Here is a 25,757-nt window from a genome sequence, read left to right as displayed (position 1 = left end):
ACCTCATCCGATTTATTCGATTTCAATCACACCATATAAAAAACTGGCGTTTCGTTTTATGACGGAAAATCCTAAGTCATTAAACTTCGTACTCGTTTTATTATCTTTCATCACAACTCGTTTTGAAGCTACTCTTTTTGCTTCATGAATGGCCGCTTCAGTAAGTTCATTATAATCAGCACTGCTCTTTAATCCTTGAATACCAGGTGATGAGATCGTTGATTCGAACATCGGATCAAAATAGACCACATCAAAACTGTTATCGTGCTGGTTTTTTAGAAAGTTATAATGATTTTCATGAACCACTTCAATTCTTCTCATCGCTTCATTCATCTTTTGAGAATTAGAATCCCACACTTGAAGACCGCTCTTCACAACAAATGAAATCGCTCTGCTGCTCTCTACTCCGACTACAGCTCCTGATCTTCCTGCTACTAAACTCGCAACGATCGCATCAGAGGCTAAGCCTAGCGTACAGTCTAAGATCCTCATCCCCTCTTTAAGCTGAGTCGCTTCTATAAAAGCATCTTTTTCTCCTCGAAGGATCTGTTTTACACGAAACATAGAAGAATTGGGATGAAAAAAGAACGGTGTGCCTCCGTCTTTAGGATGATACGAGATTTTGTCCACTCCGATCATAAGAACATTGTCATTATATGTACTAATCATAGAAGAAATAGAATGACTCTCTCTATCCACAAAAGTACCGTCAATCGAGACGGCTACTACTTTTGCTTTGTTTCTTAATCGTGTTGCATTCTTACCAGCTGTCGTAATGATCATTTTTTTCACCTATCTGTTTTATTATGAACCATTATTGCAATCGGCCTCTTATAAACCTGCTGCTAGGTTTACGTATCATTTGCATATCTCATTGAACAAACCTAAAATATGGGAAGATAGAAGTATGAGGAGGCTCCAATAATGAAAAGTGGTCTATCGTTTCAAGCCTTAGGAAAATTTACATACCGTTTCCGTAAGCTCATTATAACATTTTGGGTTCTAACTACCATTCTCTTAGGCTTTTTTGCTGTTAAACTCCCTTCGATTTTAAGCGGCAGCGGGTTTGAAATGGATGGATCTTTCGCAAAAGTAGAAAACATTCTTCAAGATAAGTTTGATCAGCCGAAATCCTCTGTGATGCTCGTCTTTGATTCTAAAGAGTATTCTCCACAAGACGCTGAATATAAGTCATTTGTTATAGAAACGATAAAAAAGATGGAAGGAGTCGACGATGTAGTTGACATCCAAAGTCCTTTTGACGTTCCTGAAAAAACTATAAAAGAGAACGTTTCTTTTGCATCTGTTCAGTTCGATAAAAGTTTTGGAGACCTAAAAAAGTCTATTGATCAAATAAGAGATCGTATGCCAGAAGACAATGACATTTCTGTTTCATTAACAGGTGGACCCGTGATTGCTGAAGATATGAACACTGCTAGTCAACACGATCTAGCTAGAGCAGAGGCGATCGGGATACCTGCTGCATTAATCATCCTTCTGTTCGCGTTCGGCGGTTTGATCGCAGCAGGCTTACCCATCATTGTCGGTTTAATCTCAGTCGCAAGTTCGCTTGGTCTTCTCTATTTTTACGGTCAAACAACGAATGTGAGTATCTTTTTACTCAATGTTGTTCCTATGATCGGACTTGCATTAGGAATAGATTTCGCTCTTCTCCTCGTCAACCGCTTTCGTGAAGAGCTTCATCGTGGTGTTGAAAAAGCTACGATCATTTCTGTACAAACAGCTGGTCGTTCGATCGCCTTCTCAGGTTTATGTGTCTTCTTAGGACTATCTGGAATGCTGTTGATCGATATTGATATATTTAAGACCGTTGCCATCGGGGGCATGGTCGTTGTAGTCCTCTCGGTTCTGAATGCGATAACGTTCTTACCGGCCCTGTTAGCTGTTCTTGGCCAGAGAGTGAACGCATTGAAATTGTTAAAAACAAAAGAGAACACAAAATCAGTTTGGCATAGTTTTGCAGCGTTCGTTATGAAAAGACCTATTATCATGGCTGTGATCGCAGCTCTGGTTTTAGGATTATCAGTTACACCTGTGAAAGATATGAAGCTGTCCATACCAGAGGCCGATGCACTACCACCGGATTATGAATCAAGGTTAGCCTTTGAAAAATTTGAAAAAACGTTCGGTGAAGATGAATTATACCCTGTAACAATAGTTGCACAATCTAAAAATTCTTTTCTAAAAGATGAAGAATCACTTTTAGCACTGGAAAAACTTGCAAAAGATCTTCAAAACGAAAAAGAAGTAAATAAAACAGAATCTATTTTCACCTACACGAATCAATTAAACGCTTCAGAACTCTTTCAAGCTCTACAGACCGACCAGGGTAAACAACAGTTCTCTCCTGTTCTAAAACCTTTTATCAATGACGATACTGCTGTAATAAAAGCATATTTATCAGTAGATGTGACAGGTGATAAAGCGAAACAGTTCGTCAAAAAATGGGAAAAAGAACATGAAGGATTGTCCATCACGATCGGTGGAGTTACGAAGTTTAATCAAGAGATTTTTGATGAGATCATCGAAAAGGCTCCTTATGGCTTAGCTATCGTACTTATCACAACGCTCTTCATTCTCATGATCGCATTCCGTTCTGTATTTATTCCGGTAAAAGCGATCTTTATGAACATGCTGAGCTTGTCTGCTACTTTTGGAATACTCGTTTGGATTTTCCAGAGCGGTGTCATCATGGAACCTGTTGATATCGGATTGATGATTCCCGTCTTTACTTTTGGAATCGTTTTTGGACTTAGTATGGATTACGAAGTGTTTTTGATCTCTAGGATTCAAGAGATATACGAAGAGACTGGTGATAATGATCGTGCCACCCTACTTGGATTAACTTCCACGTCTAAGATCATTACATCAGCTGCAGCGATCATGATCGTAATCACTGGCTCGTTTGCTTTTACAAACGTTATGCCTGTCAAACAGATCGGTATCGCTATTGCTCTTGCCATTTTTATAGATGCAACAATCGTTAGGATGATATTCGTACCGTCTCTCATGAAACTTCTTGGAGATTGGAACTGGTGGATGCCATTCATAAAGAGAAAAGAGAAAAAGCAAAGCGGCACCCTTTCTTAAAGGGATGCCGTTTTTTAAAGTAATTGTGGGAAAACGAAACATAATATCCTATAATAAAAATAGCTAGTCTCATATTTAAGGGGTGTTCATATGTTAGAAATTATCATTATTCTTTTACTTTCTTATTTACTTGGCTCCATCCCCTTTGCACTCTTAGTTGGAAAAATAGGATATGGCATTGATATCAGAGAACATGGAAGCGGTAACTTAGGAGGTACGAACACATTCAGGACTCTTGGTAAAAAAGCCGGTTTTATTGTATCGGCAGCAGATGTGTTAAAAGGAACACTAGCTGCAAGCTTACCTATAATACTCGATGTTGATATTCACCCTCTCCTTGCAGGGGTTCCTGCTGTAATCGGTCATTGTTATCCGGTGTTCGCAAAATTTAAAGGCGGCAAAGCTGTTGCTACTTCTGGCGGCGTTCTACTATTCGCGCAACCACTGTTGTTTGTACTCGTCTTGTTCACTTTCTTTTTGACATTATACATAAGTAAATACGTGTCTCTGTCATCCATCATGGCTGGTGTAGGCTCGGTCGTACTAAGCTTTTTCATTGCAGGTGATTGGCTTACAACGTATATCCTGATCGGCTTTACATTGTTCTTAATCTATAGACATAGACAGAATATTGTAAGAATCGCTAAGAAAACAGAGCCTAAAGTGAAATGGATCTAAGAATCGTTCTTTTTTTAAGAGCGGTTCTTTTTTACGCCTAAATTTCGAACTTTCATTTGTTGGAGACAAAATCAACTTATTGCCCTTTTATCTAGACTTTTTATGATAAAAGTCGAAAAATAGGCTCTTCTCCTAAAAAAGTACAGGCGTTTTCACTAAAAACTCCGCATTTGTCCGTGTCCGTTTAGGTGTTTCGGTCATATGGTGTAATGTGACGTTGACCTAGACTTAAATATTTGGAGGGACTGAAATGGAAAATAAAAAAATGAATATGCCTTATGGTGACAATATGAACATTAACATGAAGCCGGTAGCGAACATGCCGATTCATCATGGTGATTATCATGGTGGAGGTTATGGTGGCTATGGACACGGATGCGGCTTTTTAATCATTGTTGTTCTATTCATCCTGTTGATCATTATCGGTGCTACTGCGTTTCATTGTAAAGAAGAAGAACATCATGACTGTGACGAATCTTCTTCATCTTCGTCTTCATCCTCATCTCATTAAGTCATCATATTTTAAAAAAGAAAGAGAGAAGCAGATCAGCTTCTCTCTTTCTTTTGTTATTACACCTAATCATCCTAGACTAGTAGATTAACAATGCTCATCATATGCCCCAAGAAGATTTTCAAGAATTTCTTCTGGCGCATGATTTTCAATGTTATGACGATGAATAAAGTGAACGACTTTTCCATCCTTTAGTACAGCCATAGACGGAGACGATGGTGGGATCTCACCAAAGAATTCTCTCATCTGAGCTGTCGCTTCTTTATCTTGACCAGCAAAAACAGTCACAAACTGGTCAGGCTTTACAGCATGATTAAGAGAGGCTACTGCGACCGGACGAGCAAGACCAGCAGCACAACCACAAACTGAGTTGATCACAACAAGTGCTGTACCTTCAGATTCTTGCATAAAATAATTTACTTCTTCTGGTGTTTTTAATTCTTCAAACCCTGCACGCGTTAGTTCGTCTCTCATCGGCTGAGCCATCTGTTTCATATATTCTTCATAAGCATTCATGATTTATTCCTCCTGAAAACGATTCATTTACATACAATGTTATTATAACGTAAACAGACTAGCTTTTTAAAATGTTTCTGCTTATCTCATGTATCTTCTTGTTCTCAATAATCTTTACGGAATCAGTTTCGGCGTTGAAAGCGTCTTGTATCATCGCTTTAGCAACTGAGCTCGATTCTACCGGTTCATATTTACTAGGATAGATGAAAGGAATTGCTTTATAAACCTTTTCAGCCAATCTTTCTCCGAACCTGAACTCTTCACGATCACCGATCAATAAAGATGGTCTGACAATCGTCAAAGATGGGAAATTCATTGAGATCAAATGGGACTCCATATTCCCCTTTACACGATTGTAAAAAAAAGTAGACTTAGCATGAGCACCCATAGCTGAAATAACAGAAACATGGGTTATATTTAACTTGTGAGCAAGTTTTCCTAATTTGACTGGAATATGTAGATCCACTTCTTCAAATGCTTTTTTTGATTTTACTTTGTTCATCGTCGTTCCGATACAGATGAACATGACATCCGCTTCTGTATGTTCTAGGCTGTATTCAGATGCAGTAAAATCAAATATCACTTCTTTAATCTTTTCATGCTTCATACCCGATGACTTTCTAACTAGCAAGATAATGTCTTTACACTGTGGATCCGTCAATAATTGCTTTACCACTTCTTTTCCTACTAATCCGCTTGAGCCTGCAACAATAACAGTATTCTTATTCATGTGTTACGGTCCTTTCTGTTACGAGTAAACTTATCTTATCATGAGCTGAGGTGTATATCGATGAACCATACTTATTTTATCACCGGTTACCCAGGATTTATAGCTTCAAAGCTTGTAAGTGCTCTTCAAACAAAGTATCCTTCTTCTACCTTTTATTTATTGATCTTAAAACATGAACGTGAGCTGGCAGAGCGAAAATTGCGATTTCAACCCAAACACATACAACTTGTCGAAGGAGATATTACAAAACACAATTTAGGTCTAGCCTCTCACACGATAAAAGATCTTCATAAACAGGTTACACACTGTGTACATCTTGCAGCTCTTTATGATCTCACTGTTGCTTATGAACCTGCATATCTTTGTAATGTGATCGGTACAAAAAACGTCTTAACGTTTGTTGAAAAGTGTCCGAGCTTAAAGCGTTTTTGTTATTTCAGTACAGCTTATGTTTCTGGAGATGAAAAAGGATTGATCATGGAAAGTGACATTCGTATGCCCAGCCGGTTTCGTAATTATTATGAACAGACAAAACACGAAGCAGAAGTGCAAGTCCGTGATAGAATGAATGAACTTCCAATCACGATCATACGGCCTGGTATTATTGTAGGTGATTCAAAGACAGGAGAAACACTCAAGTTCGACGGCCCTTATTTTATGATGCAATTCATAAAACGGCTTGGTAAGTTCCCCATTCCCTATATCGGAAAAACTTCATCCAAGATTCATCTCGTTCCTGTCGATTTCATCATTGACGCTTCGGTGTATCTCATGCACGAGACGGTCGGGAGATCTAAAACGTATCATTTGCTTAGTCCAGATTCACCTTCCATACAAGTTGCCTATACTTCTTTATGCCAGGAGCTTTTAGGGAAAAAGCCAAGCTGGACGTTGAATAGAAGAATAGCTGAACAGTGTCTATCATTTTCACTTGTTTCGAAATGGCTTGGTGTACCTTTAGAAACTCTTTCTTATTTTTCTCATGATGCGAAATACGATACTTCTCAACTCGTAAAAGATCTAAAAGGATCAGGAATTGAATGTCGGCCGTTCGATGAGTATGTAGGTTCGATGGTACACTACTATAAAAACAATGCTCATGACAAGAACTTAATAAGATATTAAAAAAAGGGTGACAGATCACGTCACCCTTTTTCTTATCTAAGAGATAACACTTAAATAGTATGAATGTATCAGCCACTCTATAATGAGAGCCTCTTCGACAGGCTATCGATCATAAACCCTAAATCATCCAAGCGTTTCAATCTCAACACTCCGAATACCCTCAATCTTTTTCACATCATCATATAGATCTGTGGTGTATCTTTTCTCATAGATGGATGCTGCCATCTCCATTTTTTTGTAGTCATTCTCAAGATCCTTTATTCGAACATTTACGATCTTTACTTTCAGCTCATTGATCTCTTTCATCACATCACTCATGATGGTGTCTGGGTTAACGACCAATTTTAACTTAATATCGATCTGTCTTAATGCTTTTGGACCGATCCATTTCATGATAAGAGGAATCAGTTCAACACTGATAAGAATTAAAAAAGCACCTGCAGCGGCCTCTTTATAGAAACCAGCTCCGGCGGCAATTCCTAGTCCAGATGCTCCCCATATCATAGCTGCGGTTGTTAATCCTGAAATCACATCGTTGCTTCTTCTTAAGATAACACCTGCTCCAAGAAAACCAATCCCACTAACGATCTGAGCTGCTAAACGCATTGGGTCCATGACCGTTTGACCAGACAGAAGTGAAAATTGTCTAGCAGATTCTATGCTGACAATCGTGAGCAAACAACTGCTGATGGAGATAACAAGGCTCGTTTTAAGACCAACGGGTTTATTCTTCAACTCCCTCTCAATTCCGATGATCAATCCGAAGAATGCAGACATTCCAAGTTTCACTAAGACAAGACTCATGATGTTTACACCTCTCTCCTGTTTTTGCCCTTATTTAATAATACGCAAATCATCCCATTAAATCCTTCTAACTTCAAGAACGATTCCCGTTGAATCATAACGTTCCTCCGTATATAATAGAGTTGATTTTATCTGAAAATAAAGATTATTCAGTAAAAAGGAGGCGTGAATACTAGTTTGTATTAATTTAATATGAGGAGGAAAATGCATTGTTACCAAAAAAACAGCAAAACTTTGAACACTCAAGGTACAGCGAAGTCGTGAACACGAATACATTTCAGCAATTAATGGCTGAGAAAAAACGTTTCATCCTGCCAATGACCGTGTTTTTTTTACTGTTTTACTTCAGCCTTCCTATCCTAACCGCTTATACAGATGTATTGAATCAAAATGCGATCGGTGATATCACTTGGGCTTGGATCTTTGCTTTCGCTCAGTTCATCATGACATGGGCGCTGTGTATGATCTATACGAAACGAGCCAAGCGCTTTGATGAACTCGCTGAAAAAGTGATAGCTGATATGGACAAGGAGGCTTCCTCATGAATGGTACAGCATTTTCTTTGTTTTTAGGAATCGTTGCTCTTACTTTAGTCATTACCTATTTTGCTTCTAAGAAAACAAAAACAACGAGTGATTTCTACACAGCTGATGGCGGATTGACCGGAATGCAGAATGGACTTGCCATTGCCGGAGACTATATGTCAGCTGCTTCTTTCCTTGGAATTGCAGGCACGATCGCACTATCTGGGTTTGATGGCTTTTTTTATAGCATCGGCTTTCTAGTAGCCTATCTAGTTGTTCTGTTCTTAGTAGCTGAGCCTCTTCGAAATCTTGGTAAATATACGATGGCTGATATGATTGCTGCGAGGTTTAATGATAAAAAGGTTCGCGGTGTTGCAGCACTTAATACGATGGCGATCTCTACCTTTTATATGGTCGCCCAATTAGTAGGTGCTGGTGCTCTTATCAAACTATTACTAGGGATTGAGTACATATATTCTGTACTTATCGTAGGCGTATTGATGACGGTCTATGTGGTGTTCGGTGGTATGACTGCCACATCATGGGTACAAATCGTAAAAGCAATCCTTTTGATGCTAGGAACGTTTATCATTTCTGTCATGGTGTTTGCTAAATTTGGTTTTAGCTTTACAGAGATGTTCAACCAAGTTAAGAGTGCTACACCACTGGGCGAGTCTTTTTTGAACCCAGGTAATAAGTTTAAAGATCCGCTTGATACGATCTCCTTAAACTTAGCACTTGTCTTAGGAACTGCCGGTCTTCCTCATATACTTATCCGGTTCTTTACGGTAAAAGATGCTCCTACTGCCAGAAAATCCGTTGTGTATGCAACTTGGCTGATCGGAGCGTTCTACATCATGACGATCTTTTTAGGATTTGGTGCTGCAGCTTTTGTTGGACAAGATCAGATCGTAGCTGCAAATGCCGCTGGAAATATGGCAGCTCCACTTTTAGCAGAAGTACTTGGAGGAGAGTTTCTGTTTGCCTTTGTTTCTGCCGTTGCGTTCGCTACCATTTTAGCCGTCGTAGCTGGATTGGTACTATCAGCCGCTTCAGCATTTGCTCATGACTTTTATACACACATCATTAGGAAAGGTCATGCATCAGAAAAAGAACAGATGAAAGCCGCTAAATGGGCTTCAGTAGGGGTAGCTATCATCTCCATCATACTTGCTTTATTCGCACAAAAATTAAATGTGGCTTTCTTAGTCTCTCTTGCCTTTGCTGTTGCAGCTAGTGCGAACCTTCCTATCATTCTTTTAACGATTTTTTGGAAGCGTTTTAATACGGCAGGCGCAGTAACTGGGATGTTAGTCGGACTCATCAGTTCACTTGTTTTAGTAATGATCTCACCTAGTGTATGGTCTCCTGTAGAAGGAGCGGCAATCCTTACAGGAGAAGCCATCTTTCCTCTTGCAAATCCAGGAATTGTTTCCATACCACTTGGGTTCTTAGGAGCTATCATCGGAACGATGCTTTCCAAACCATCAGACGTTGATAAGTTTAATGAAATTTTAGTAAAAGCCAATACGGGGTCTGGCCTTCGAAAAGGTGCTTGATGATAAAAGGCTGTTTTTGTATTCATTGTTGCTATTGAAAGTATTGATGCTCCCTTTCCGTGGGGCAGGCGGTGAGCCACATTCGTACGTTTCCGTATAAGTGTCTCACCTGTCTAGTTGCAATGGCTAGCCCCTCGAGGTCAAAAGTTAAACGTTCAAGAAGGCAAATTGCGCCTTCATTGCCTCAACTTTTGGTCGGGGCTGAACGAGCCATTCCCACTCTTCCGACTGACAGCCTGGCCTTGCCTAAAGTCTCGCATCCTCCACTTCAATCAAAAGTCAAAGAAGCGAAAAAAAAGACTTAAAGGCAACAATCTTTTACAAAGAGCTATAAAAAAACCGGCTATTAATCAGCCGGTTTTTTGATGGGTTCAGTTTGTTTTGGAACGAAGGGATAAAATAAGATACCCGATGCAAGTAAGGCGATTCCGAATAAGAAGGTCTTGAGATCTGCCGTTCCTGCATAGATGACCCAGAACGAATAGATGGCAGCAACTGCAGCAATAATACCATCCATCGTTCGACCTCTCCCCGATTTCTCATACGTCTCACCTCTCATTACGAGCTTCAACTGATATAGAGAAGCGAATAAATATGGAACGAGAAAAGCGAGTGTCGCAATAAAGATCATAAAATCAAAAGCAGACGCCATCGACTGAGAAATAACAGAAAACAAGAATAGCTGAGTACAAAGGTTTGTGATCCAAAGAGAGAAAACGGGTGCACCTTTTTTATTTTCTTTTAAAAAGTTCGTGATAAACATCCGCTGCTGTGCTGCCTGAAACGGCACTTCAGCGGAAAGCAAAACCCAACCAACAGTCGCTCCCAATAAAGAGACCACTCCTAAGACGGCCATGATCATACTGCCGGATGGTCCAATTGCTGCCATTAATGAATCAACAAGTGGTTTTTGAGAGTTGATCAATTCTTCTTGCTTAAGAGTTCCCATGACTAACAACGTGATACTTAAATACAAAAGAAGTGCAATGATCAGACCAAGGATCGTCGCCTTTTTTACATCTCTTTTCTTTTTGGCACGAGTCGCGAATACAACTGCAGATTCAACTCCGACAAAAGCCCAAAGGGTCGCGATCGCCGCATTATTTATCTGAGATAGGAAACCGGAAGTAACACCGCCTTCACTCTCGATGGGTGCATAGAAAGGAATAAGATTACTGCTTTGGAACGCGAATAAACAAGCTATTATAAATAATAAGAATCCTAAAACTTTGGCTAGAGTTGCAATAAAGTTTACCTTTCCTGCTCCCTCGATACCGTTCAGAATCAAGATGTGTACGCTCCACAAAAGAACGGAACAGATAATAAACGTGATGACTCCACCTATTCTTACAGATGTCCCCATCACGGTGAATAAAATGGCTTTGTTCGTCATAACAGGGAAAAAAGTTGAAAGATAACTGGCAAACGTAGTGATGATCGCAACGTTACCTGACCAGTTAGCTACCCAATATCCCCAGCTTACAAGGTATCCTGCTAATAGTGAGGATCGTGAATTCTCTTTAAACAAAGCCTTCGCGTAGTTTTGAGGACCTCCATTTAATTCAGGTTTTCTTAAACTCAGGTTTCCAAAAACAAGAGCTGTCATCAATACACCAAAACCTGTGATCAGCCAGGCTGTTAATACACCAGATGGACTAGCTACTTCTGCTAATGATCGTGGCAACATGAAAATACCCGATCCTACCATATTTCCTACAACAAGCGCGGTTAAGACCCAAAAGCCTAGATTTCTTTTCAAAGTGATTCCACCTTTCTCTTCGTATTTTACCCAATGAAGTACATTGCAAATCCTGAAGTAACATTGGCTAAGATGTCTAGACGAAAGAAAAGAATCGAAAATATAAAAATAGAGCAGTAAAAAAAACAATAATTATAGGAAGTATCCCTTTAAAAAGAAAAAAGAGCCTGATTAATCAGACCCAGTTCCTTAAATTTGAAGATACGTTTTTCCATCTTCTTGAACGATTTTCTCTTCTTTCATAAGCTTACCTAGAGCTCGTTTAAATGAAGCTTTGCTCATCTGAAAAGTCTCTTTGATCTCTTCTGGAGATGATTTGTCTGTAAGTGGCATCTGTCCTTTGTTTTCCCTTAAATATTGATAGATTCGTTCAGAATCCTCACTGTAAGCAATCTCTTTTCTTGCTCTCATCGATAAGTTCATTCTTCCATCTTCTCGAACGAATGCTACACGAGCTCCAAGCTTCTGCCCAAGGCGCGGTTTCACCTTCAATTCGTCGTTATGAATGAATCCGATATGCCCTGACTCAGTAAACAGAAGCACGCCTGCTTCATTGATCTTGTAAACATATCCGGACGTTTGTTGGTTAAACATTTCTTCTGTTGCACTTTCCGCTTGTTCTACCATCTCTTCTTCTGTAGCTAAGTCAGCAAAGATTCGGCCTTTTTTATCCAGCTTCATACCTGAATATACACGGTCGCCAAGATGCGGCCATTCATCCCATGATTCAGGAAGGTCGTCTTTTGATAAGAGGATATCTTTTTTAATACCGATATGAAGAAATACTCCTAACTTACGATTTACACCTGCAACTTCTAACCAAGCTAATGAATCGAGACGAACTTTTGGTATCGTTTCGGTAGCTGCGAGTCTTCCTTCGTGATCTTGATATAAAAAGACTTCTACCATGTTTCCTTCTTCATGCTTACTTTTTGCTTCAGCCCGATGTAAAAGGACTTCTTTCCCATCTTCAAGATCTAATACATAGCCAAGATCCGAAACTCGTACAACTTTAAGTGTATACACTAAACCCGGTTTTTTTGTTTCCATATTTTCATTCCTTTTTTTTAATAGATAGATTAAGAAAAAAAGAAAAAACCTACATAGTAGGTTTTCGCCTTCTTGTTCTTAATTATTCATCTTTATTTTCTTTGGATGCTTCCAATTCCATCAGCTTTTTCACCAAAATATGCTGAGGCATATGCATCAACTGTTCGAGTGGAACGTTTAGCGCTTTCGCTAACTTTACCGCAGTATCAGCTGATAATTGTAATGGTTTCATATGCACCCCTCCTACAGAAGTATAGCAGTTTATAAGGATACTTTACACTATTTCTTAAAATAGTCCTACTGCTTTTCCATCTTCTGATACATCCATGTTGTTTGCCGCCGGAACTTTTGGCAGTCCTGGCATCGTCATTACATCTCCTGTGAGGGCAACGATAAACCCGGCACCAATCGACGGTTTTAGTTCTCTGATCGTAATCGTAAAGTTTTCTGGACGACCGAGTTTTTTTGGATCATCTGAGAAGGAATATTGAGTTTTAGCCATACATATCGGCAACTGATCCCACCCGAAATCAGTAAACTGCTTCATTTGTTTTACAGCTTTTGGTGAGAACTGTACTTCTCCTGCTCCGTACACTTTTTTACAGATCGTCTCTATTTTTTCTTGTAAAGAAGCGTTTAGTTCATAAAGAGGTCTATAGTTATTCTCTTCTGATTCGATGGTTTCTAACACTCTATTTGCTAGTGCTTCTCCACCTTGTCCGCCTTTAGCCCAAACATCAGCTTCTTCAGCAGCAACACCTTTAGAATTGCACCAATCTTTTATGAAAGCAACCTCTTCGTCCGTGTCGGTCACAAATTTGTTGATAGCTACCACTACAGGCACACCAAATTCTTTCAACGTATCTAAATGTTTCTCAAGGTTTGGCATTCCTTTTTGAAGAGCTTCTAAGTCCGGGTTCTTCAAATATTCTTTTGCAAGACCACCATGCATCTTAAGTGCTCTTACTGTAGCAACAATTACAACAGCGCTTGGATTGATACCCGCATATCTCGCTTTAATGTCTAAGAACTTCTCGGCTCCTAAATCAGCACCGAATCCAGCTTCGGTTACGACCATCTCACCAAGTTTAGAAGCTAACTTTGTCGCTATCACGCTATTACACCCATGAGCAATATTAGCAAACGGTCCACCATGAACAAGTGCCGGCGTGTTTTCTAATGTTTGTACGATATTCGGACGGATCGCATCTTTCAGTAATAGAGTTAATGCACCATGAGCATTCAGATGTCCAGCGGTTACAGGCTGATTGTCGTAATCAAACGCTACAACCATCTTAGAAAGTCTCATCTTCAAGTCTTCTAGATCATTAGCCAGACAGAAGATCGCCATCACTTCTGATGCTACGGTGATATCGAATCCATCTTCTCGCGGTACACCTTGAACGGGTCCACCTAAGCCGATGACAATCTTTCTTAATGCTCGGTCATTCATATCTAACGCACGCTTCCAAACGATTCGGCGTGGATCTATATTCAATTCATTCCCTTGATGTATATGGTTATCGATCAATGCAGCTAATGCGTTATTAGCGGTCGTAATCGCGTGCAGGTCTCCTGTAAAGTGCAGATTGATATCTTCCATCGGCATCACTTGTGAGTACCCTCCACCTGCTGCACCACCTTTAATACCCATGCTAGGGCCGAGTGATGGTTCACGTAAAGCGATAATCGTTTTCTTTCCAACTCGATTGAGTGCTTGTCCAAGCCCCACGGTCACTGTAGACTTACCCTCTCCTGCTGGTGTTGGACTAATCGCTGTAACTAAGACTACTTTTCCATCTTCAACATTCTGAAGCTTTTGAAACAGATCTAATGAGAGCTTTCCTTTGTATCTTCCATAAGGTTCCCAATCATCTTCTTCAATTCCTAGTTGTCCTACAATTTCTTCGATTCGCAGCATTTTCGCTGATTGGGCAATCTCGATATCACTTTTGAACGTAACCTTTTCTAGCATGTTGATTTAACCCTCCATCATATGTAATTGACTCCACTCTCTATTGTATATGAAACAAGTATGTGATGCGATTAGTTTTTCTATTACAACTTTTAATCCTGTAGTTTACTTGGTAAGAGGTTATCGTATAATAAGAATGGAAAGAAATACTAAGTATTCATTTTAAGGAGGCAGGTAAAATGGCAAAAATTGATGTGCGAGGATTTGGTACATACGAGATCGAGAATGGCAAAAAACTTGTTAATGCACTTGAAGACAATGGAATTGATATCCTTCACCGCTGTGGAGGCAAAGCAAAATGCACAACATGCCGAGTGGAAGTATTGTCAGGAGATCTAGGTCCGATCGGCGAAAAAGAAGCTAATATTATCGCTACGAAGGGTCTATCAGGTAATGTAAGGTTGTCTTGCCAGATCTGTGTGAGTGAGGATGCATCGATCAATCCTGTTCTTACTGTAACATCAGAAGGATTAGACGCAGGACCTCGACCAGCAGAAGAGTGTTAGTCTAGATTCTAAGTAACTAAAAAAGGCCATTATTTTGGCCTTTTTTTAATACAGATCATTCACTTTGAAAGGACAACCTAAACTAAGAATGTTGATTTTGGATGTTTATTTTCTCTTCCTAGGAATGTTGATTGGAGCGCAAGGTTGCCTGCCTGCCACATGAGAAGCTTCTCGTAAGGCATGTGACGAGGAAAGCACTTCGTTAGCTAAACTTGTAGACGCAGGAGCAGAGAGACAACCTTGAAGCGGTCTGTCCAAAAAGTGGAAGTGGCGCGTTCAGCCCCGACAAGCAAAAGGTGAATGGATTTGAAGGCGCACTTTGCCTTCTGAGCCATTTAACTTTTGACCTCGAGGGGCCAGCCTCTGTAACTAGTCAGTTGGAGACTCCTAATGGCACGTGGCAGGAGGCTCACCGTTCGCCCCATGGAAAGCGAGCAACCTGGAGTGGAAATCAACCACTTTCATAGAAAACTTACTCACTTTTTGCCTTCCCATTCTTCAAAAAACTGCTCTAGAAAGTTTTCTAGAAAGGCATGCCGGTCATTCGCTAGTTTTTTTGCATAAGGGGTATTCATCCCATGCTTTAACTTTAACAGCTTTTCATAGAAGTGATTTATAGCTGTACTCTTTTCATTGCGATATTGCTCTTTGGTCATCGTTTCTCGAACAGGAATCTCAGGATCATACATCAACTGTCCCTTCGCTCCAGAATAAGCGAATGTTCTACCGATTCCTATTGCTCCGATCGCGTCTAAGCGGTCTGCGTCCTGAACGACTTTACCTTCAACTGATTCCATCTCTTTTCCGTTACCGCCTTTAAATGACATCGTAGAGATGATTGACAATATGTGCGTGATGTAAGGTTCCTCGACAGAAATAGATTCTAACCAATTTTTTACTTCTTGAAGTCCTTCTTCTTCAGTTCCTGCAATTTTTTCATCTGCTATATCATGAAGAAGTCCCGCCATCACACATACAAAGTGATCTGCACCTTCTTTTTCTGCAATGTTCAGAGACAGATTTTTAACACGATAGATATGATACCAGTCATGTCCACTGCTCTCGTTTCTTAACTTATCTTTTACAAACTTCTCTGTTTGTTCGATCATCTTCTCTTTCATGCTTACCCCACTGTACAAGAATGTTTTCTTTCGTTGTTGGTCTGTAACCGATCTAGTAGTTCATACGCTTTTTGCTTTGAGGTGATATTTTCGTTAACTAAAGACTCTAATACGGCAATAAAGTAACTTCCGTCAAACGATAACTGGTTAATTAATGTAACTTCTAATGCTATTTTCACTTGAGGTTCACTTGCATCTGTATAATGTTTTCCAAAGTCCACAAAATGAAGGTCTCCATCATTAAGACGAAACCCTTTTGAAGCTAATAATGCTATATAGTCACTTAGAACGTTCTCATTCATTTCTACCTCAACCCCAAAATCCAAAGATTCTAGTAAATTGTACCAGTATTATTCAGGAATTATCAATGACTTCTTTCTTCGCTTGTATGATTTTTCCGTTCAATGCTTGCGTTACGAGATGATCTGCATCTTTGTTCTTGTTTCTAGCCACCCATTCATAAACAGGTTCGATCTGTAGTTTCTTCAATAGTGTTTCGATTTTATCTGCCCAGTTCTGGAGGTTCGTTTCATAACAAGGCCATTCCCCTTTTAATTGCTCTATAACAACCTTTGAATCTCCTTGAATTCTAACTTCTTCATATTGAACTCCAAGTTCTTCGAGTTCTTTTACCGCTATCCAAAGTGCAGCATATTCTGATTCGTTATTGGATTCAAGATTGGTCAGACTCGCGTTCTTTTTAATTCGATAGGTTATCCCGTTTTGAGAAAAATGAATAATAATACCTTGTCCACTAGTTCCCGTTTCCGATTTAAAACCTCCATCGAAATAAACAGAGATATCTTTTGGTTCTTCTTTTTTGACTTGCGTTAATTTAGTCAGCTCTTTCTTCGTCCAAGTTACATCTTTTGTATCAATAAAAATCAATTCAGATACTCTTCCGGTTTTCTCCAAATCAGTTGCTGTAAAAAGGGCTTCAGTTAGAGGCATAGGATCTGAAACAAATCGAACTTTAAAGGGGGACTTGGGATGTTTATACATATACTCTATTGAGAAGTTCATAGTAATCTCCTTTTTGTTTTTAATAAAGTCCTTTATAATACAAATATAATCATACAGAGGAGAGAAAGAATTGATAGAGATATACATTGATGGTGCAAGTGCAGGTGATCCCGGACTTTCCGGAGCTGGCGTATATGTAAAAGTCGGAAACGGCACTACACATTCGTATCGTTTTCCAATCGGTACGATGAGTAACCATGAAGCGGAATATAGAGCTCTTATACATGGTTTAGAATTATGTATTGAGCATGATTGGAAAATCGTATCGTTCCGCACAGACTCACAAGCAGTTGAGAGCGCGGTGGATAAAAGATTTGCAAAAGATAAACGTTATACAAAACTTTTAGAAGAAGCTCTACATCTTTCAGAGCAATTGGATCTGTTTTTTATAAAATGGATTCCTTCAAAGCAAAATAAGATCGCAGACGAACTTGCACGACAAGCCATCCAATTAAACAAGAGACCGTCAGATGTTTAAAAAGACTTGGTTTGCCGACTTCAATCTACTCCTCGTAGCCCTGATCTGGGGGTCGACTTTTGTTATCGTCCAGAAAGCAATCGCGTTCTTAGAACCTTATTCATTTAACAGCGTGCGATTTTCCATTGCCGCCATAACATTATTGCTAATTATCTTCTTGTTTAACCGTTCATCTCTCAGTCATTTTTCAAACAGAAACATATGGATCAGCGGCATCATACTTGGCTTTTGGCTATTTTTAGGGTACGGGTTTCAGACCGTTGGATTGTTATATACCACGTCTTCAAAAGCTGGGTTCATAACAGGATTAAGTGTTGTCTTGGTGCCTTTGTTCAGTTATTTATTGTTAAAAAACAAACTGAATTGGCAAGTAGGGATCAGCTCTATAATAGCTGTACTCGGTTTATATTTATTAACCATCCACAACAGCCTCTCCTTGAACACTGGCGATGGTTATGTACTATTATGTGCTATTTCATTTGCTCTTCATATCGTGTTCACAGGAAAGTTTGCTTCATCATATAACGCTATCTGTCTAACTATTATCCAACTTCTGACCGTTGCTCTTTTTAGTTTTATCACTGCAATCATGATGGAAGATTGGCAGAAGATGTTCACGGCCAAGCTGGTACAACAGCCGGAAGTAATCAGTGCTCTCTTGATCACCTCATTCTTTGCAACTGCTCTAGCTTTTTTGGCTCAAACACATTTTCAATCGTTCACAACGCCTGCAAGAGTTGCACTGATCTTCGCGATGGAACCTGTTTTTGCGGCCCTTACTGCTTATATCATGCTCAATGAAAGACTGGGTTCAAAATCATTGTTTGGTTGCGGATTGATTTTACTCGGCATGATTTTATCTGAAATTAGGTTCAATAAAAAGTTTATAAAACGCAAACAAAAAGAGTGGGATCTTACTTAACCCACTCTTATTTGAATCTCTAATTCTTCTAATGCGCTTCGAACACTCTGTTTATCTAAAATATATCGGCATTCCTCTAAGTCTCTGTCGACTACTTCAGGAACATCTGTAAAAATCGTACATAAATCTTTACTAAGAACAGCCATCTCGCGCCCTGCTTCGAGTTTTTTCAAATACCTCTTATATCTAGGATCTAACTTCTCAAAATTTTCATAGATCGACTCAACCGCACCATATTGTTGTATGAGTGGAAGTGCAGCTTTGTCGCCAACTCCCGCTACCCCAGGAATATTATCACTTTTATCGCCTAGTAAAGCTTTAACATCGATCCACTGAGCAGGCGTAATTCCATACTCTTCTTGGAAGTGATTCAGCGTATATTTTAGCTCATCTCTTTTTACTGTAATAAGCTGTGAAGTCTTCTCGCAAAGGAGCTGCAAAAGATCGCGATCGTTGCTGTAGATGATACATTCTCCGTCACGTTCGTTTCGCCAGCGATACGCCAGTGTACCAATGATATCATCCGCTTCATATCTAGGAATCGTAAGCTGCGTGATTCCGATATTATCAAAAAGTTGAACAAGTGTCTCAAATTGCTGGATAAGTGGCTCAGGCAGCTCATTTCTTGTTCCTTTGTAATCAGCAAACTTTTCTCTTCGGAGTGTCTCATCACGTTTAACATCCCAAGCAACAACAATATGAGAAGGCTCATGATCTCGAACGAGCATAAGCAGTTTCTGAATGGTAACGCGTATGGCATTTGTAAACTGCCCTTTTGAGTTTCGAGGAAGATCATGCATTTCTTTTCCATAAGCTGTAGCAAAATAACATCTGCTGAGCAGGTTGAATCCATCGATTAACAGTAATACTTCTTTCTTTTCCATCTTCTTTTTATCCCCCGGTAGAAATATGTTATGAAAAAAGCGCATTTTACATGTGATGTAAAATACGCTTGTTGTCGTTTAAGTAAAATCCGCTCTGCCGTGACTTTATATGCCTTTGGAACCTGATCTCTCAGGTGGGTATCCGCAGCTGCCGTTACAGCCTTCCAAGTCGAATGCTAGGCTTGACTGTCTGACAGATCATATTGGATTCCCGTCATTAGCACATAGGTTAAAGACATGGAAAAGCCACGAACATCGCAGAATTTTATTATACTACCAGTTTCTTTAGAAGTAAAATCATTTTGTTTTTTTGCCGTGATGCATCTTTTCTACTTCCATTTCAGCATATGACGCAAATTCTGTTTGGTTGTCTGCACCGTTTTCTTTCACGTTGTTATTGCGCTGTGCATTAGCGTTGGCTTTTTTCTGTTTACCCATGATGTATCCCTCCTTTTTCTTACTATGGCTAAATGAAATAAAAATATAACTTACATAATTTTTCCTTGACTGGTTAACTTAAGACTAAAAAAGGAGGGTTTCTTAAAAATGGCAAATCCTTATTTATGTCCAAACTGTAAGACGAACCGCACGCGATTTAACGTGATCGAACAAAATCCTGTAGCGGTGAAGCTGGATCCATCCACTGGTGATGTAGTTCAGCAGTATGAAGATGGTGAGTTAGATATGTTCCATCTTCCGTATAAAGGTTCAGAACGATTGATTCAGTGCGGAGCATGTGGCATCGTAGGAGAAGAAGAGATGTATATCAAACGTGCACAAAGTAATCCGAGAGCATAGAAAAAAGACTGCCGTTAAAAATTATCGGCAGTCTTTTTTTCTAATGTTTGTTAGCTGTAGGAAGTTTTAATGGTACTTCTGTTTTTTCTTGTAAGGGATGAATTTTTGCTATTTTTGAAAGAGTAATGGAGAGGTCATCTTTCGGAAGACCGTCATGAAAAAATAAGAAGAACCCTGATTGCTCACTGTCATACGTTTGCATCACATCAAAATTTTGCAGTGTTTCTCCTGACGAATTTTTGATCGTGACAAGGTTGTTCATAAAACGTTCTTCGTTATGGATTCTATTCTCATTATAATTGGGTTGAAAATAAAGATATTCGTCTTGTCCTGCGTTTTCTGCTTTGCTCTCTATAGAAAACCGAATTCCTTTTTCGTTGTTTGAAACATCATTTTCAATTCCTCTGTAAATGACTTTATAATCACTGTCGTTCGCGATAACTTCATTTCTTGTTATATCTTTTTCAGGATTGCTTGCAAATTGCTCAAGATCTTGTTTAGATACTGAAAATGCATACGATTTGTCCGTTCTATGAACGGAGTGTGTAAACGACAATTTTATATGATCTCTATCGTTCATATTAAGAAGGTCATCTAGAGCAGTATACGTTTCCATAAAGTACCCTGAACCTTCATTTTCTGTGATATCTGCATGTAACGTATAATTATCCTGTCCATTTTCAATGGTTCCCAATAGAGAAACAAGATCTTTATCAATATTTGAGTCCAACTTGATTCTTGATCCCATCTGATAGATTTCAAACGCATCCAGGTGGACTTCTTTGTTGTTGTAAAGCTGCAGAGATCGATCAATTTTTTCTGCAGCAAGAACAGGAGGCAGATCAAAAACATTATGAGGCTTGACTTTAAAAGTTAAGTGATCTAACTTCATCTTTGCTTTGTTTGAAGTCAATGTTGGGTTCAGAAGTTTAACCGTCTCACTGCTAAAGACCTCTTTCCAATCTTCATCGGTTTCAATGTTATCATATTGAGCATGCACCATCATGGACCGGTATAATTTATGTTTGTACACAACACCACCGATTGCGCCTTCTCCTTCATACATATCGATAGGAAAATGAAAAGTCTTTCCCTTCTTGGATGTGATCTCAACTTGATTAACCGATAATCGAGGAATATCACTCTCCTGTTTATCCCGTTCTACAAGGTCTACACTGTATAGAATGTACAGCTGTTGTCCGAAGTTATAGGTTCTTTCCACCTGGAACTTTCGCTGATTATTCGCTAATGGTATAGAGATCTGACTGTTTTTTAATAACTTGAAATGATCGGCAAACTTAAGGTCACTAAATTTTGATTTCTCTGTATCCATTAGTTCTTCCCAATCTTCCATCACAACAAAATTTTCATCGTTAACTTTCCACGTTGGCTCTGCGCTTTTTTCATATTGCGTGTAAATGACAAATGCAATTAACAGCAAAAATCCAATGATGATCTTATTTCGCTTGTTGCTCAAAGTAATCTGTCTCCTTTACACTTTCCTGGTTTATCAGTTCATGATCATGATGTTCTTATATTTAATGTCCACTGGATTAGGAAGAGGCTTTAGATAAGAGAGATTGGATACCGTGATCGTCAAGTCACTCTCAGGAATCAAGATCGGTTTCATCTCACCGCTTTCCATCTCTTCTTTGTTATAAAACGTGATATAGTAAGTGGCTTTGTTTTCTTCTTCTGCTCTTTGCAATTCAAAATTATTGATTCTCTTTTTATTCTCACCTGAGATCATGATGATATTGTTTTTGTACACTCTTTCGTAATCGTCAGATACTTCAGCATCACTATAATAATGATCCGGAATCAAACGCAGATGATTTAGTTGTTGATCAATGTCCGTTAATAAGCTCAACTTGATTCTGGGGCTTTCTTCAAACAAAGTGATTCCTTCATAGCGTAGTACCGTACCATTCATTCTTAATATTTCTTGATTCTTTAGAACCGGTTGATTTTTATTTTTCATAAATGTTTGTATATCTTTTTTAGGAATTCTCCATGAGAAAGTTCGAGGATCTTTATGTACAGAAGAAGTGAATGTGAGAGTTTTTTCTTTCTTCTTCTCCATCTTTTCCTGCATATCATAAACGGGAACATAATAGCCATTTTCTTTGGTTCCAAGAATTCCATATGTAGAAGGTAAATCATGTAGTGTGTTATCTTTGCTTGCAAATCCGATTAAACTTTCATCATTTGGGATTTCTACGCTTAATCTCTGTTCATAAAGTAAAGCATCTATTGATTTGATCTTAACTTTTTGGTTATCTCCATATGTAAACGTTTGATCGATCGGTTCACTTTTCAATACTTTTGTATAAGGATCTTCGGAAGGTACAGGTAACGCTATATCCTCAATTGAATCTACCCCATTGTCTTTAGAAGAGATGGTGAGGTCCTGTAGACGAACGATTTTTGCTTTTGATACGATCGACCAATCGTTCTCTGATGAATCGAACATACTCGGCATCAGCATCATGGAACGGTATAAACGGTGCTTATAAACGAACCCTTCGTCTCTAGTTCCATGTTTACTCATTTCTTCACCAGCCTTGAGGACGAGCTCTTTACCATCTTTTGTTTGAAACTGCATGTTTTTTATAGAGAGCCTTGGAATATGATACTCGTCCTTATCTCTTTCTTTAACGTCTACACTGTATAAAAGATACATGCGGCCATTCATGTTCCAAATCTTTTCAATCTTTAACGTTCGATACGATTCTTTTAGCGTCACTGTCTTGTTTACTTCTTTAAGAAAACCGTATTTATCAATCAGCTCTAATTCATCAAACTTGATATATTCTCTTTTCATTCCATCTTTTAATGTGTTCACAACCGAAAATTGTTCTGAATTCACCGTCCAAGTTGGTTCAGCGCTTTTTTCGTACTGTGTATAAACAACAAATCCACCAATTAAGACAGAACCGATCAGCAATTTTTTTATGATTTGCAAGTCGTACAGCCCCTTTAGTATCTATACCATCATATTAGCATAATTTTCCGAATTTTCATTTCGTAAATATCCATTAATTTGAAAAAATAATGCTTATAACTAGAAAGCAACCTCGTCTTAGAGACGAGGTTGCAACAAGGATTTATGACGATACCATTTCACTTACTTTCGCAAGCTGTTTCTCAATCACGTTCAAGCCTTTATGAAGCTGTTCATCAGAGATTACGAGTGGTGAGAGTATCCGGATAACGTTGCTGTAAAGACCAGCTCCCATAATGGCTACGCCATTTTGGTTACAAAGTGCAATGATTTTCTTCGCACGAATAGGGTCTGGTGTTTTCGTCACTTTATCTTTCACGATCTCGAGCGCACACATAGCACCTATACCTCGAACATCACCAACAAATTCGTATTGATCTCTCCATTTTGAAAAGGTATTGGTAATTCTCTCTCCGATCAGATTCGCTCTTGTTAACAAACCTTCTTCTTCAATCATTGAGATGACCTCTAGCGCTGCAACACATCCTAATGGACTTCCTCCATAGGTACCCCCGATCTCACCTGGCGCTGGTGCATCCATGATCTCCGCTCTGCCTGTTACAGCTGATATCGGCAGGCCGGCCGCTATTGATTTCGACAGGGTCATGAGATCTGGAACAACATCAAAATGTTCCATCGCAAACATCTTTCCTGTACGGCCGAATCCAGTCTGTATCTCATCGGCGATTAACAGGATATTGTATTTATCACAAATCTCGCGAAGACCTTTAACGAACGTTTTCGAAGGAATAACGAACCCTCCCTCACCTTGAACAGGTTCAAAAATGATCGCTGCAATTTCCTCAGGTGGAACTTCTCCTAAGAAGAAGTCTTCAAATTTCTTTAAGATCGCTCTATCGGTTTCCTCAACGTTACGATCCTCACGATAATAATAAGGATAGGGCATCTTATATGTTTCTGGTGCAAAAGGTCCAAACTCGAACTTATATGGTTTTACTTTGCTTGTTAAACTCATGGCGAGCAACGTCCTGCCGTGAAATCCACGTTCAAACGAGATGATGGCTTTTCTTCCAGTATATTTCCTTGCGATTTTAACCGCGTTTTCCACAGCTTCTGCACCACTATTTAAAAAGAACGTTTTCTTATGATGATCACCAGGTGTGATCTCGTTCAGCTTCTCTGCCAGCTGAACGTACGGTTCATACATCATCACGTGAAAACATGGGTGAATGTATTTTTCCACCTGGTTTTTAAGTGCTTCTACTATTCTTTGCGGACAATGACCAACGTTTAATGTCCCGATCGCTCCAGCAAAATCAATATATTCGTTACCATCAACATCAACCATCGTACTTCCGCTAGCATGATCCACAAAATTCAAGACTGTATTAAAAGGACCTCTTGGGACGTTTAATTCTTTCCGTTTTAACAATTCTTCTGATTTCTTCATACATTTTCGCCTCCACACCAGTCATAGATCGTTAAAGCTATGATCTCAGCAGCTTCCATGATCTTCGAAACCTCAATATATTCGTTTGGATAATGTGCGACCCCTGTAACTCCTGGCCCGAACACGATCGCCGGAGTGTCGCCGACATGAGATAATAAGCCGCCATCAGTTCCCCATGGAGACGCTTCGATGATAGGTTGACCTCCAACTACCTCTTCAAAATTCTTTGAGAGCATTTTCATGAGAGGATGTTGTGTTTCAATCAATCCTGGCAGCCATTGTGCACCGAACCATTCTACAGAGACCTTATGCTCTTCTAGCCACGGATCTGAAACATTTAATAGATAACTCTCTAGTTCGTTTTTTACTTCTTCCAATGTTTCATTAGGAGCAACGCCTACTCTTCCTTCTATTTCAACCGTATCTGGAACAGACGACGGCCAGTTTCCACCAGATATCTTACCTACGTTGATCGGAACAGGTATCGGTATATCCTTATATAAAGGGTCTGTCACTCTATCATTTCTGATGATTTCCAACTGTTTGATAGCCTCTAATACAACTACCGCTTTTTCGATAGCGCTAACTCCTTCATACCGAGTTCCGCCATGTGCCGCTTTTCCTTTTACGGTGAGCCGGAACCACATTGAACCTTGCTGAGCAGGAAAGATCTTCATATTCGTAGGTTCGGGAATTATAGCTGCATCTGCTTTGTACCCTCTTAGAACTGCGGCGAGCGTTCCTGCACCGCCACTCTCTTCTTCTATGACACTATGAAAGAGCAGATCACCTTTTAACTGAACCCCTGTTTCTTTAAGTGCTTGAATGGCTAGCAAAAGGGAGAGGTTTCCGCCTTTCATATCTGTTGATCCTCTGCCGTAGAGTCTACCATCTATTATTTTTCCACTGTAAGGAGGATCGTTCCATTGATTTATATCACCTTCTGGGACGACATCGACATGACCGTTTAGAACAAGTGAACGCCCGTTTCCTTTTCCCCGCCAGATTCCAACAACATTAGGACTTGTACTGAAATCTGTCCGGCTTGCACAAAAATTAGGATGTTTCGCTAACTCTTCACCATCCGGGTACCACATATCAACCTCGAGTCCCATTTCCTCAAGTTTTCGCGCGATCAACTTTTGTACACCCGTTTCATTTCCAGTCGTGCTTGCTTCTTGAACCGTTTTTTGTAAAAAGTTAATGGCATTTTCTTGTTCCTTCATCAACCAGTTTGAGAGTTTTTCTTTAACTAACATGTGTTACCT

Annotated in this window: 26 protein-coding genes, 1 other RNA gene and 1 pseudogene; 10 read left to right on the top strand and 18 right to left on the bottom strand. The window is 39.4% G+C overall.

The window, feature by feature from the left end; all coding sequences use genetic code 11:
- Positions 1 to 12: 12 nt before the first annotated feature.
- The gene (locus ACNJYY_RS10375; protein ID WP_416731627.1) at positions 13 to 783 is read right to left on the bottom strand and encodes a class I SAM-dependent methyltransferase; all 771 of its coding nucleotides are present in this window, start codon (positions 781 to 783) and stop codon (positions 13 to 15) included.
- A 141-nt stretch (positions 784 to 924) separates the two neighbouring features.
- Between ACNJYY_RS10375 and ACNJYY_RS10370 the strand changes: the two genes are divergently transcribed.
- From ACNJYY_RS10370 to ACNJYY_RS10360, 3 genes and pseudogenes are all read left to right on the top strand, one after another.
- Positions 925 to 3,111, top strand: a complete 2,187-nt coding sequence (locus ACNJYY_RS10370; protein ID WP_416731626.1) for an MMPL family transporter — start codon at positions 925 to 927, stop codon at positions 3,109 to 3,111.
- A 90-nt stretch (positions 3,112 to 3,201) separates the two neighbouring features.
- Complete coding sequence (gene plsY, locus ACNJYY_RS10365; protein WP_416731625.1) at positions 3,202 to 3,789, top strand: glycerol-3-phosphate 1-O-acyltransferase PlsY; 588 nt, start codon at positions 3,202 to 3,204, stop codon at positions 3,787 to 3,789.
- A 319-nt stretch (positions 3,790 to 4,108) separates the two neighbouring features.
- Positions 4,109 to 4,222 (top strand): annotated as a pseudogene (locus ACNJYY_RS10360) (YjcZ family sporulation protein); the annotation flags it as partial.
- A 165-nt stretch (positions 4,223 to 4,387) separates the two neighbouring features.
- On the opposite strand, the gene ACNJYY_RS10355 reads toward ACNJYY_RS10360, so the two are convergent.
- Positions 4,388 to 4,819, bottom strand: coding sequence for a BrxA/BrxB family bacilliredoxin (locus ACNJYY_RS10355; RefSeq protein ID WP_144700491.1), 432 nt, complete (start codon positions 4,817 to 4,819; stop codon positions 4,388 to 4,390).
- Between the two features lie 55 nt (positions 4,820 to 4,874).
- Entirely contained in the window at positions 4,875 to 5,546 is a 672-nt protein-coding gene (locus ACNJYY_RS10350) for an NAD(P)H-binding protein (protein ID WP_416731624.1), read from the bottom strand.
- Positions 5,547 to 5,606: 60 nt separating this feature from the next.
- Here ACNJYY_RS10350 and ACNJYY_RS10345 point away from each other — a divergent pair, with 60 nt between their 5' ends.
- Complete coding sequence (locus tag ACNJYY_RS10345; protein ID WP_416731623.1) at positions 5,607 to 6,671, top strand: SDR family oxidoreductase; 1,065 nt, start codon at positions 5,607 to 5,609, stop codon at positions 6,669 to 6,671.
- A 123-nt stretch (positions 6,672 to 6,794) separates the two neighbouring features.
- Here ACNJYY_RS10345 and ACNJYY_RS10340 read toward each other — a convergent pair whose 3' ends face one another.
- The gene (locus tag ACNJYY_RS10340) at positions 6,795 to 7,475 is read right to left on the bottom strand and encodes an MgtC/SapB family protein (RefSeq protein ID WP_137789525.1); all 681 of its coding nucleotides are present in this window, start codon (positions 7,473 to 7,475) and stop codon (positions 6,795 to 6,797) included.
- Between the two features lie 209 nt (positions 7,476 to 7,684).
- Between ACNJYY_RS10340 and ACNJYY_RS10335 the strand changes: the two genes are divergently transcribed.
- Positions 7,685 to 8,020, top strand: coding sequence for a DUF485 domain-containing protein (locus tag ACNJYY_RS10335; RefSeq protein WP_191753493.1), 336 nt, complete (start codon positions 7,685 to 7,687; stop codon positions 8,018 to 8,020).
- On the top strand, positions 8,017 to 9,558 hold the full coding sequence (locus ACNJYY_RS10330) for a cation acetate symporter (RefSeq protein ID WP_197220853.1): 1,542 nt from the start codon (positions 8,017 to 8,019) through the stop codon (positions 9,556 to 9,558). The genes ACNJYY_RS10335 and ACNJYY_RS10330 overlap by 4 nt, the downstream gene beginning before the upstream one ends.
- 346 nt (positions 9,559 to 9,904) lie before the next feature.
- Here ACNJYY_RS10330 and ACNJYY_RS10325 read toward each other — a convergent pair whose 3' ends face one another.
- The 4 genes from ACNJYY_RS10325 to ACNJYY_RS10310 all read right to left on the bottom strand — a co-directional run bounded on the left by ACNJYY_RS10325 (position 9,905) and on the right by ACNJYY_RS10310 (position 14,342).
- Positions 9,905 to 11,323 carry an amino acid permease gene (locus ACNJYY_RS10325; RefSeq protein ID WP_416731842.1) on the bottom strand — a complete coding sequence of 473 codons (1,419 nt, stop codon included), beginning with the start codon at positions 11,321 to 11,323 and terminating at the stop codon, positions 9,905 to 9,907.
- Positions 11,324 to 11,506: 183 nt separating this feature from the next.
- On the bottom strand, positions 11,507 to 12,367 hold the full coding sequence (locus tag ACNJYY_RS10320; RefSeq protein WP_416731622.1) for a S1 RNA-binding domain-containing protein: 861 nt from the start codon (positions 12,365 to 12,367) through the stop codon (positions 11,507 to 11,509).
- A gap of 82 nt (positions 12,368 to 12,449) precedes the next feature.
- Entirely contained in the window at positions 12,450 to 12,599 is a 150-nt protein-coding gene (locus ACNJYY_RS10315; RefSeq protein ID WP_082861366.1) for a YycC family protein, read from the bottom strand.
- A 54-nt stretch (positions 12,600 to 12,653) separates the two neighbouring features.
- Positions 12,654 to 14,342, bottom strand: a complete 1,689-nt coding sequence (locus tag ACNJYY_RS10310; protein WP_416731621.1) for a formate--tetrahydrofolate ligase — start codon at positions 14,340 to 14,342, stop codon at positions 12,654 to 12,656.
- Positions 14,343 to 14,521: 179 nt separating this feature from the next.
- Here ACNJYY_RS10310 and ACNJYY_RS10305 point away from each other — a divergent pair, with 179 nt between their 5' ends.
- Positions 14,522 to 14,848 carry a 2Fe-2S iron-sulfur cluster-binding protein gene (locus tag ACNJYY_RS10305; RefSeq protein WP_416731620.1) on the top strand — a complete coding sequence of 109 codons (327 nt, stop codon included), beginning with the start codon at positions 14,522 to 14,524 and terminating at the stop codon, positions 14,846 to 14,848.
- Between the two features lie 476 nt (positions 14,849 to 15,324).
- Here ACNJYY_RS10305 and ACNJYY_RS10300 read toward each other — a convergent pair whose 3' ends face one another.
- Genes ACNJYY_RS10300 through ACNJYY_RS10290 form a run of 3 tightly spaced genes read right to left on the bottom strand, consistent with a single transcriptional unit; the run spans position 15,325 to position 16,992 of the window.
- Positions 15,325 to 15,969, bottom strand: coding sequence for an HD domain-containing protein (locus tag ACNJYY_RS10300; protein WP_416731619.1), 645 nt, complete (start codon positions 15,967 to 15,969; stop codon positions 15,325 to 15,327).
- Between the two features lie 2 nt (positions 15,970 to 15,971).
- The gene (locus ACNJYY_RS10295) at positions 15,972 to 16,271 is read right to left on the bottom strand and encodes a DUF6123 family protein (protein ID WP_416731618.1); all 300 of its coding nucleotides are present in this window, start codon (positions 16,269 to 16,271) and stop codon (positions 15,972 to 15,974) included.
- 52 nt (positions 16,272 to 16,323) lie between these two features.
- Positions 16,324 to 16,992 (bottom strand): reverse transcriptase-like protein, encoded by a 669-nt coding sequence (locus ACNJYY_RS10290; protein WP_416731617.1) that lies wholly within the window; start codon positions 16,990 to 16,992, stop codon positions 16,324 to 16,326.
- A gap of 70 nt (positions 16,993 to 17,062) precedes the next feature.
- On the opposite strand from ACNJYY_RS10290, the gene ACNJYY_RS10285 reads away from it, so the two are divergent.
- Both ACNJYY_RS10285 and ACNJYY_RS10280 read left to right on the top strand, forming a co-directional pair.
- Positions 17,063 to 17,470: a reverse transcriptase-like protein gene (locus ACNJYY_RS10285; protein ID WP_416731616.1), complete on the top strand. Its 408-nt coding sequence runs from the start codon at positions 17,063 to 17,065 to the stop codon at positions 17,468 to 17,470.
- The gene (locus ACNJYY_RS10280) at positions 17,463 to 18,392 is read left to right on the top strand and encodes a DMT family transporter (RefSeq protein WP_416731615.1); all 930 of its coding nucleotides are present in this window, start codon (positions 17,463 to 17,465) and stop codon (positions 18,390 to 18,392) included. Before ACNJYY_RS10285 ends, ACNJYY_RS10280 begins: the two co-directional genes overlap by 8 nt.
- On the opposite strand, the gene ACNJYY_RS10275 is transcribed toward ACNJYY_RS10280, so the two are convergent.
- From ACNJYY_RS10275 to ACNJYY_RS10265, 3 genes are all read right to left on the bottom strand, one after another.
- On the bottom strand, positions 18,389 to 19,276 hold the full coding sequence (locus ACNJYY_RS10275; RefSeq protein WP_416731614.1) for a 5'-3' exonuclease: 888 nt from the start codon (positions 19,274 to 19,276) through the stop codon (positions 18,389 to 18,391). The genes ACNJYY_RS10280 and ACNJYY_RS10275 overlap by 4 nt on opposite strands.
- An 82-nt stretch (positions 19,277 to 19,358) precedes the next feature.
- Positions 19,359 to 19,543: non-coding RNA, 6S RNA (ssrS, locus tag ACNJYY_RS10270), on the bottom strand.
- A gap of 30 nt (positions 19,544 to 19,573) precedes the next feature.
- Positions 19,574 to 19,714: a hypothetical protein gene (locus ACNJYY_RS10265; protein WP_171005448.1), complete on the bottom strand. Its 141-nt coding sequence runs from the start codon at positions 19,712 to 19,714 to the stop codon at positions 19,574 to 19,576.
- Positions 19,715 to 19,822: 108 nt separating this feature from the next.
- On the opposite strand from ACNJYY_RS10265, the gene ACNJYY_RS10260 reads away from it, so the two are divergent.
- Entirely contained in the window at positions 19,823 to 20,074 is a 252-nt protein-coding gene (locus ACNJYY_RS10260) for a DNA alkylation repair protein (RefSeq protein WP_066394007.1), read from the top strand.
- Between the two features lie 40 nt (positions 20,075 to 20,114).
- On the opposite strand, the gene ACNJYY_RS10255 is transcribed toward ACNJYY_RS10260, so the two are convergent.
- From ACNJYY_RS10255 to ACNJYY_RS10240, 4 genes are all read right to left on the bottom strand, one after another.
- Positions 20,115 to 21,551, bottom strand: a complete 1,437-nt coding sequence (locus ACNJYY_RS10255) for a hypothetical protein (protein WP_416731613.1) — start codon at positions 21,549 to 21,551, stop codon at positions 20,115 to 20,117.
- 33 nt (positions 21,552 to 21,584) lie between these two features.
- Positions 21,585 to 23,039, bottom strand: a complete 1,455-nt coding sequence (locus ACNJYY_RS10250; protein ID WP_416731612.1) for a hypothetical protein — start codon at positions 23,037 to 23,039, stop codon at positions 21,585 to 21,587.
- A 142-nt stretch (positions 23,040 to 23,181) separates the two neighbouring features.
- Complete coding sequence (gene gabT, locus ACNJYY_RS10245) at positions 23,182 to 24,489, bottom strand: 4-aminobutyrate--2-oxoglutarate transaminase (RefSeq protein ID WP_416731611.1); 1,308 nt, start codon at positions 24,487 to 24,489, stop codon at positions 23,182 to 23,184.
- Complete coding sequence (locus tag ACNJYY_RS10240; protein WP_416731610.1) at positions 24,486 to 25,748, bottom strand: peptidase; 1,263 nt, start codon at positions 25,746 to 25,748, stop codon at positions 24,486 to 24,488. The genes gabT and ACNJYY_RS10240 overlap by 4 nt, the downstream gene beginning before the upstream one ends.
- Positions 25,749 to 25,757 lie beyond the last annotated feature (9 nt).

The sequence above is a fragment of the Fictibacillus tiangongensis genome (assembly GCF_048083785.1).
GTDB lineage: Bacteria > Bacillota > Bacilli > Bacillales > Fictibacillaceae > Fictibacillus.
Note: the sequence above shows the minus strand (reverse complement) of the source record. Positions and strands in the feature narration are given on the sequence as shown.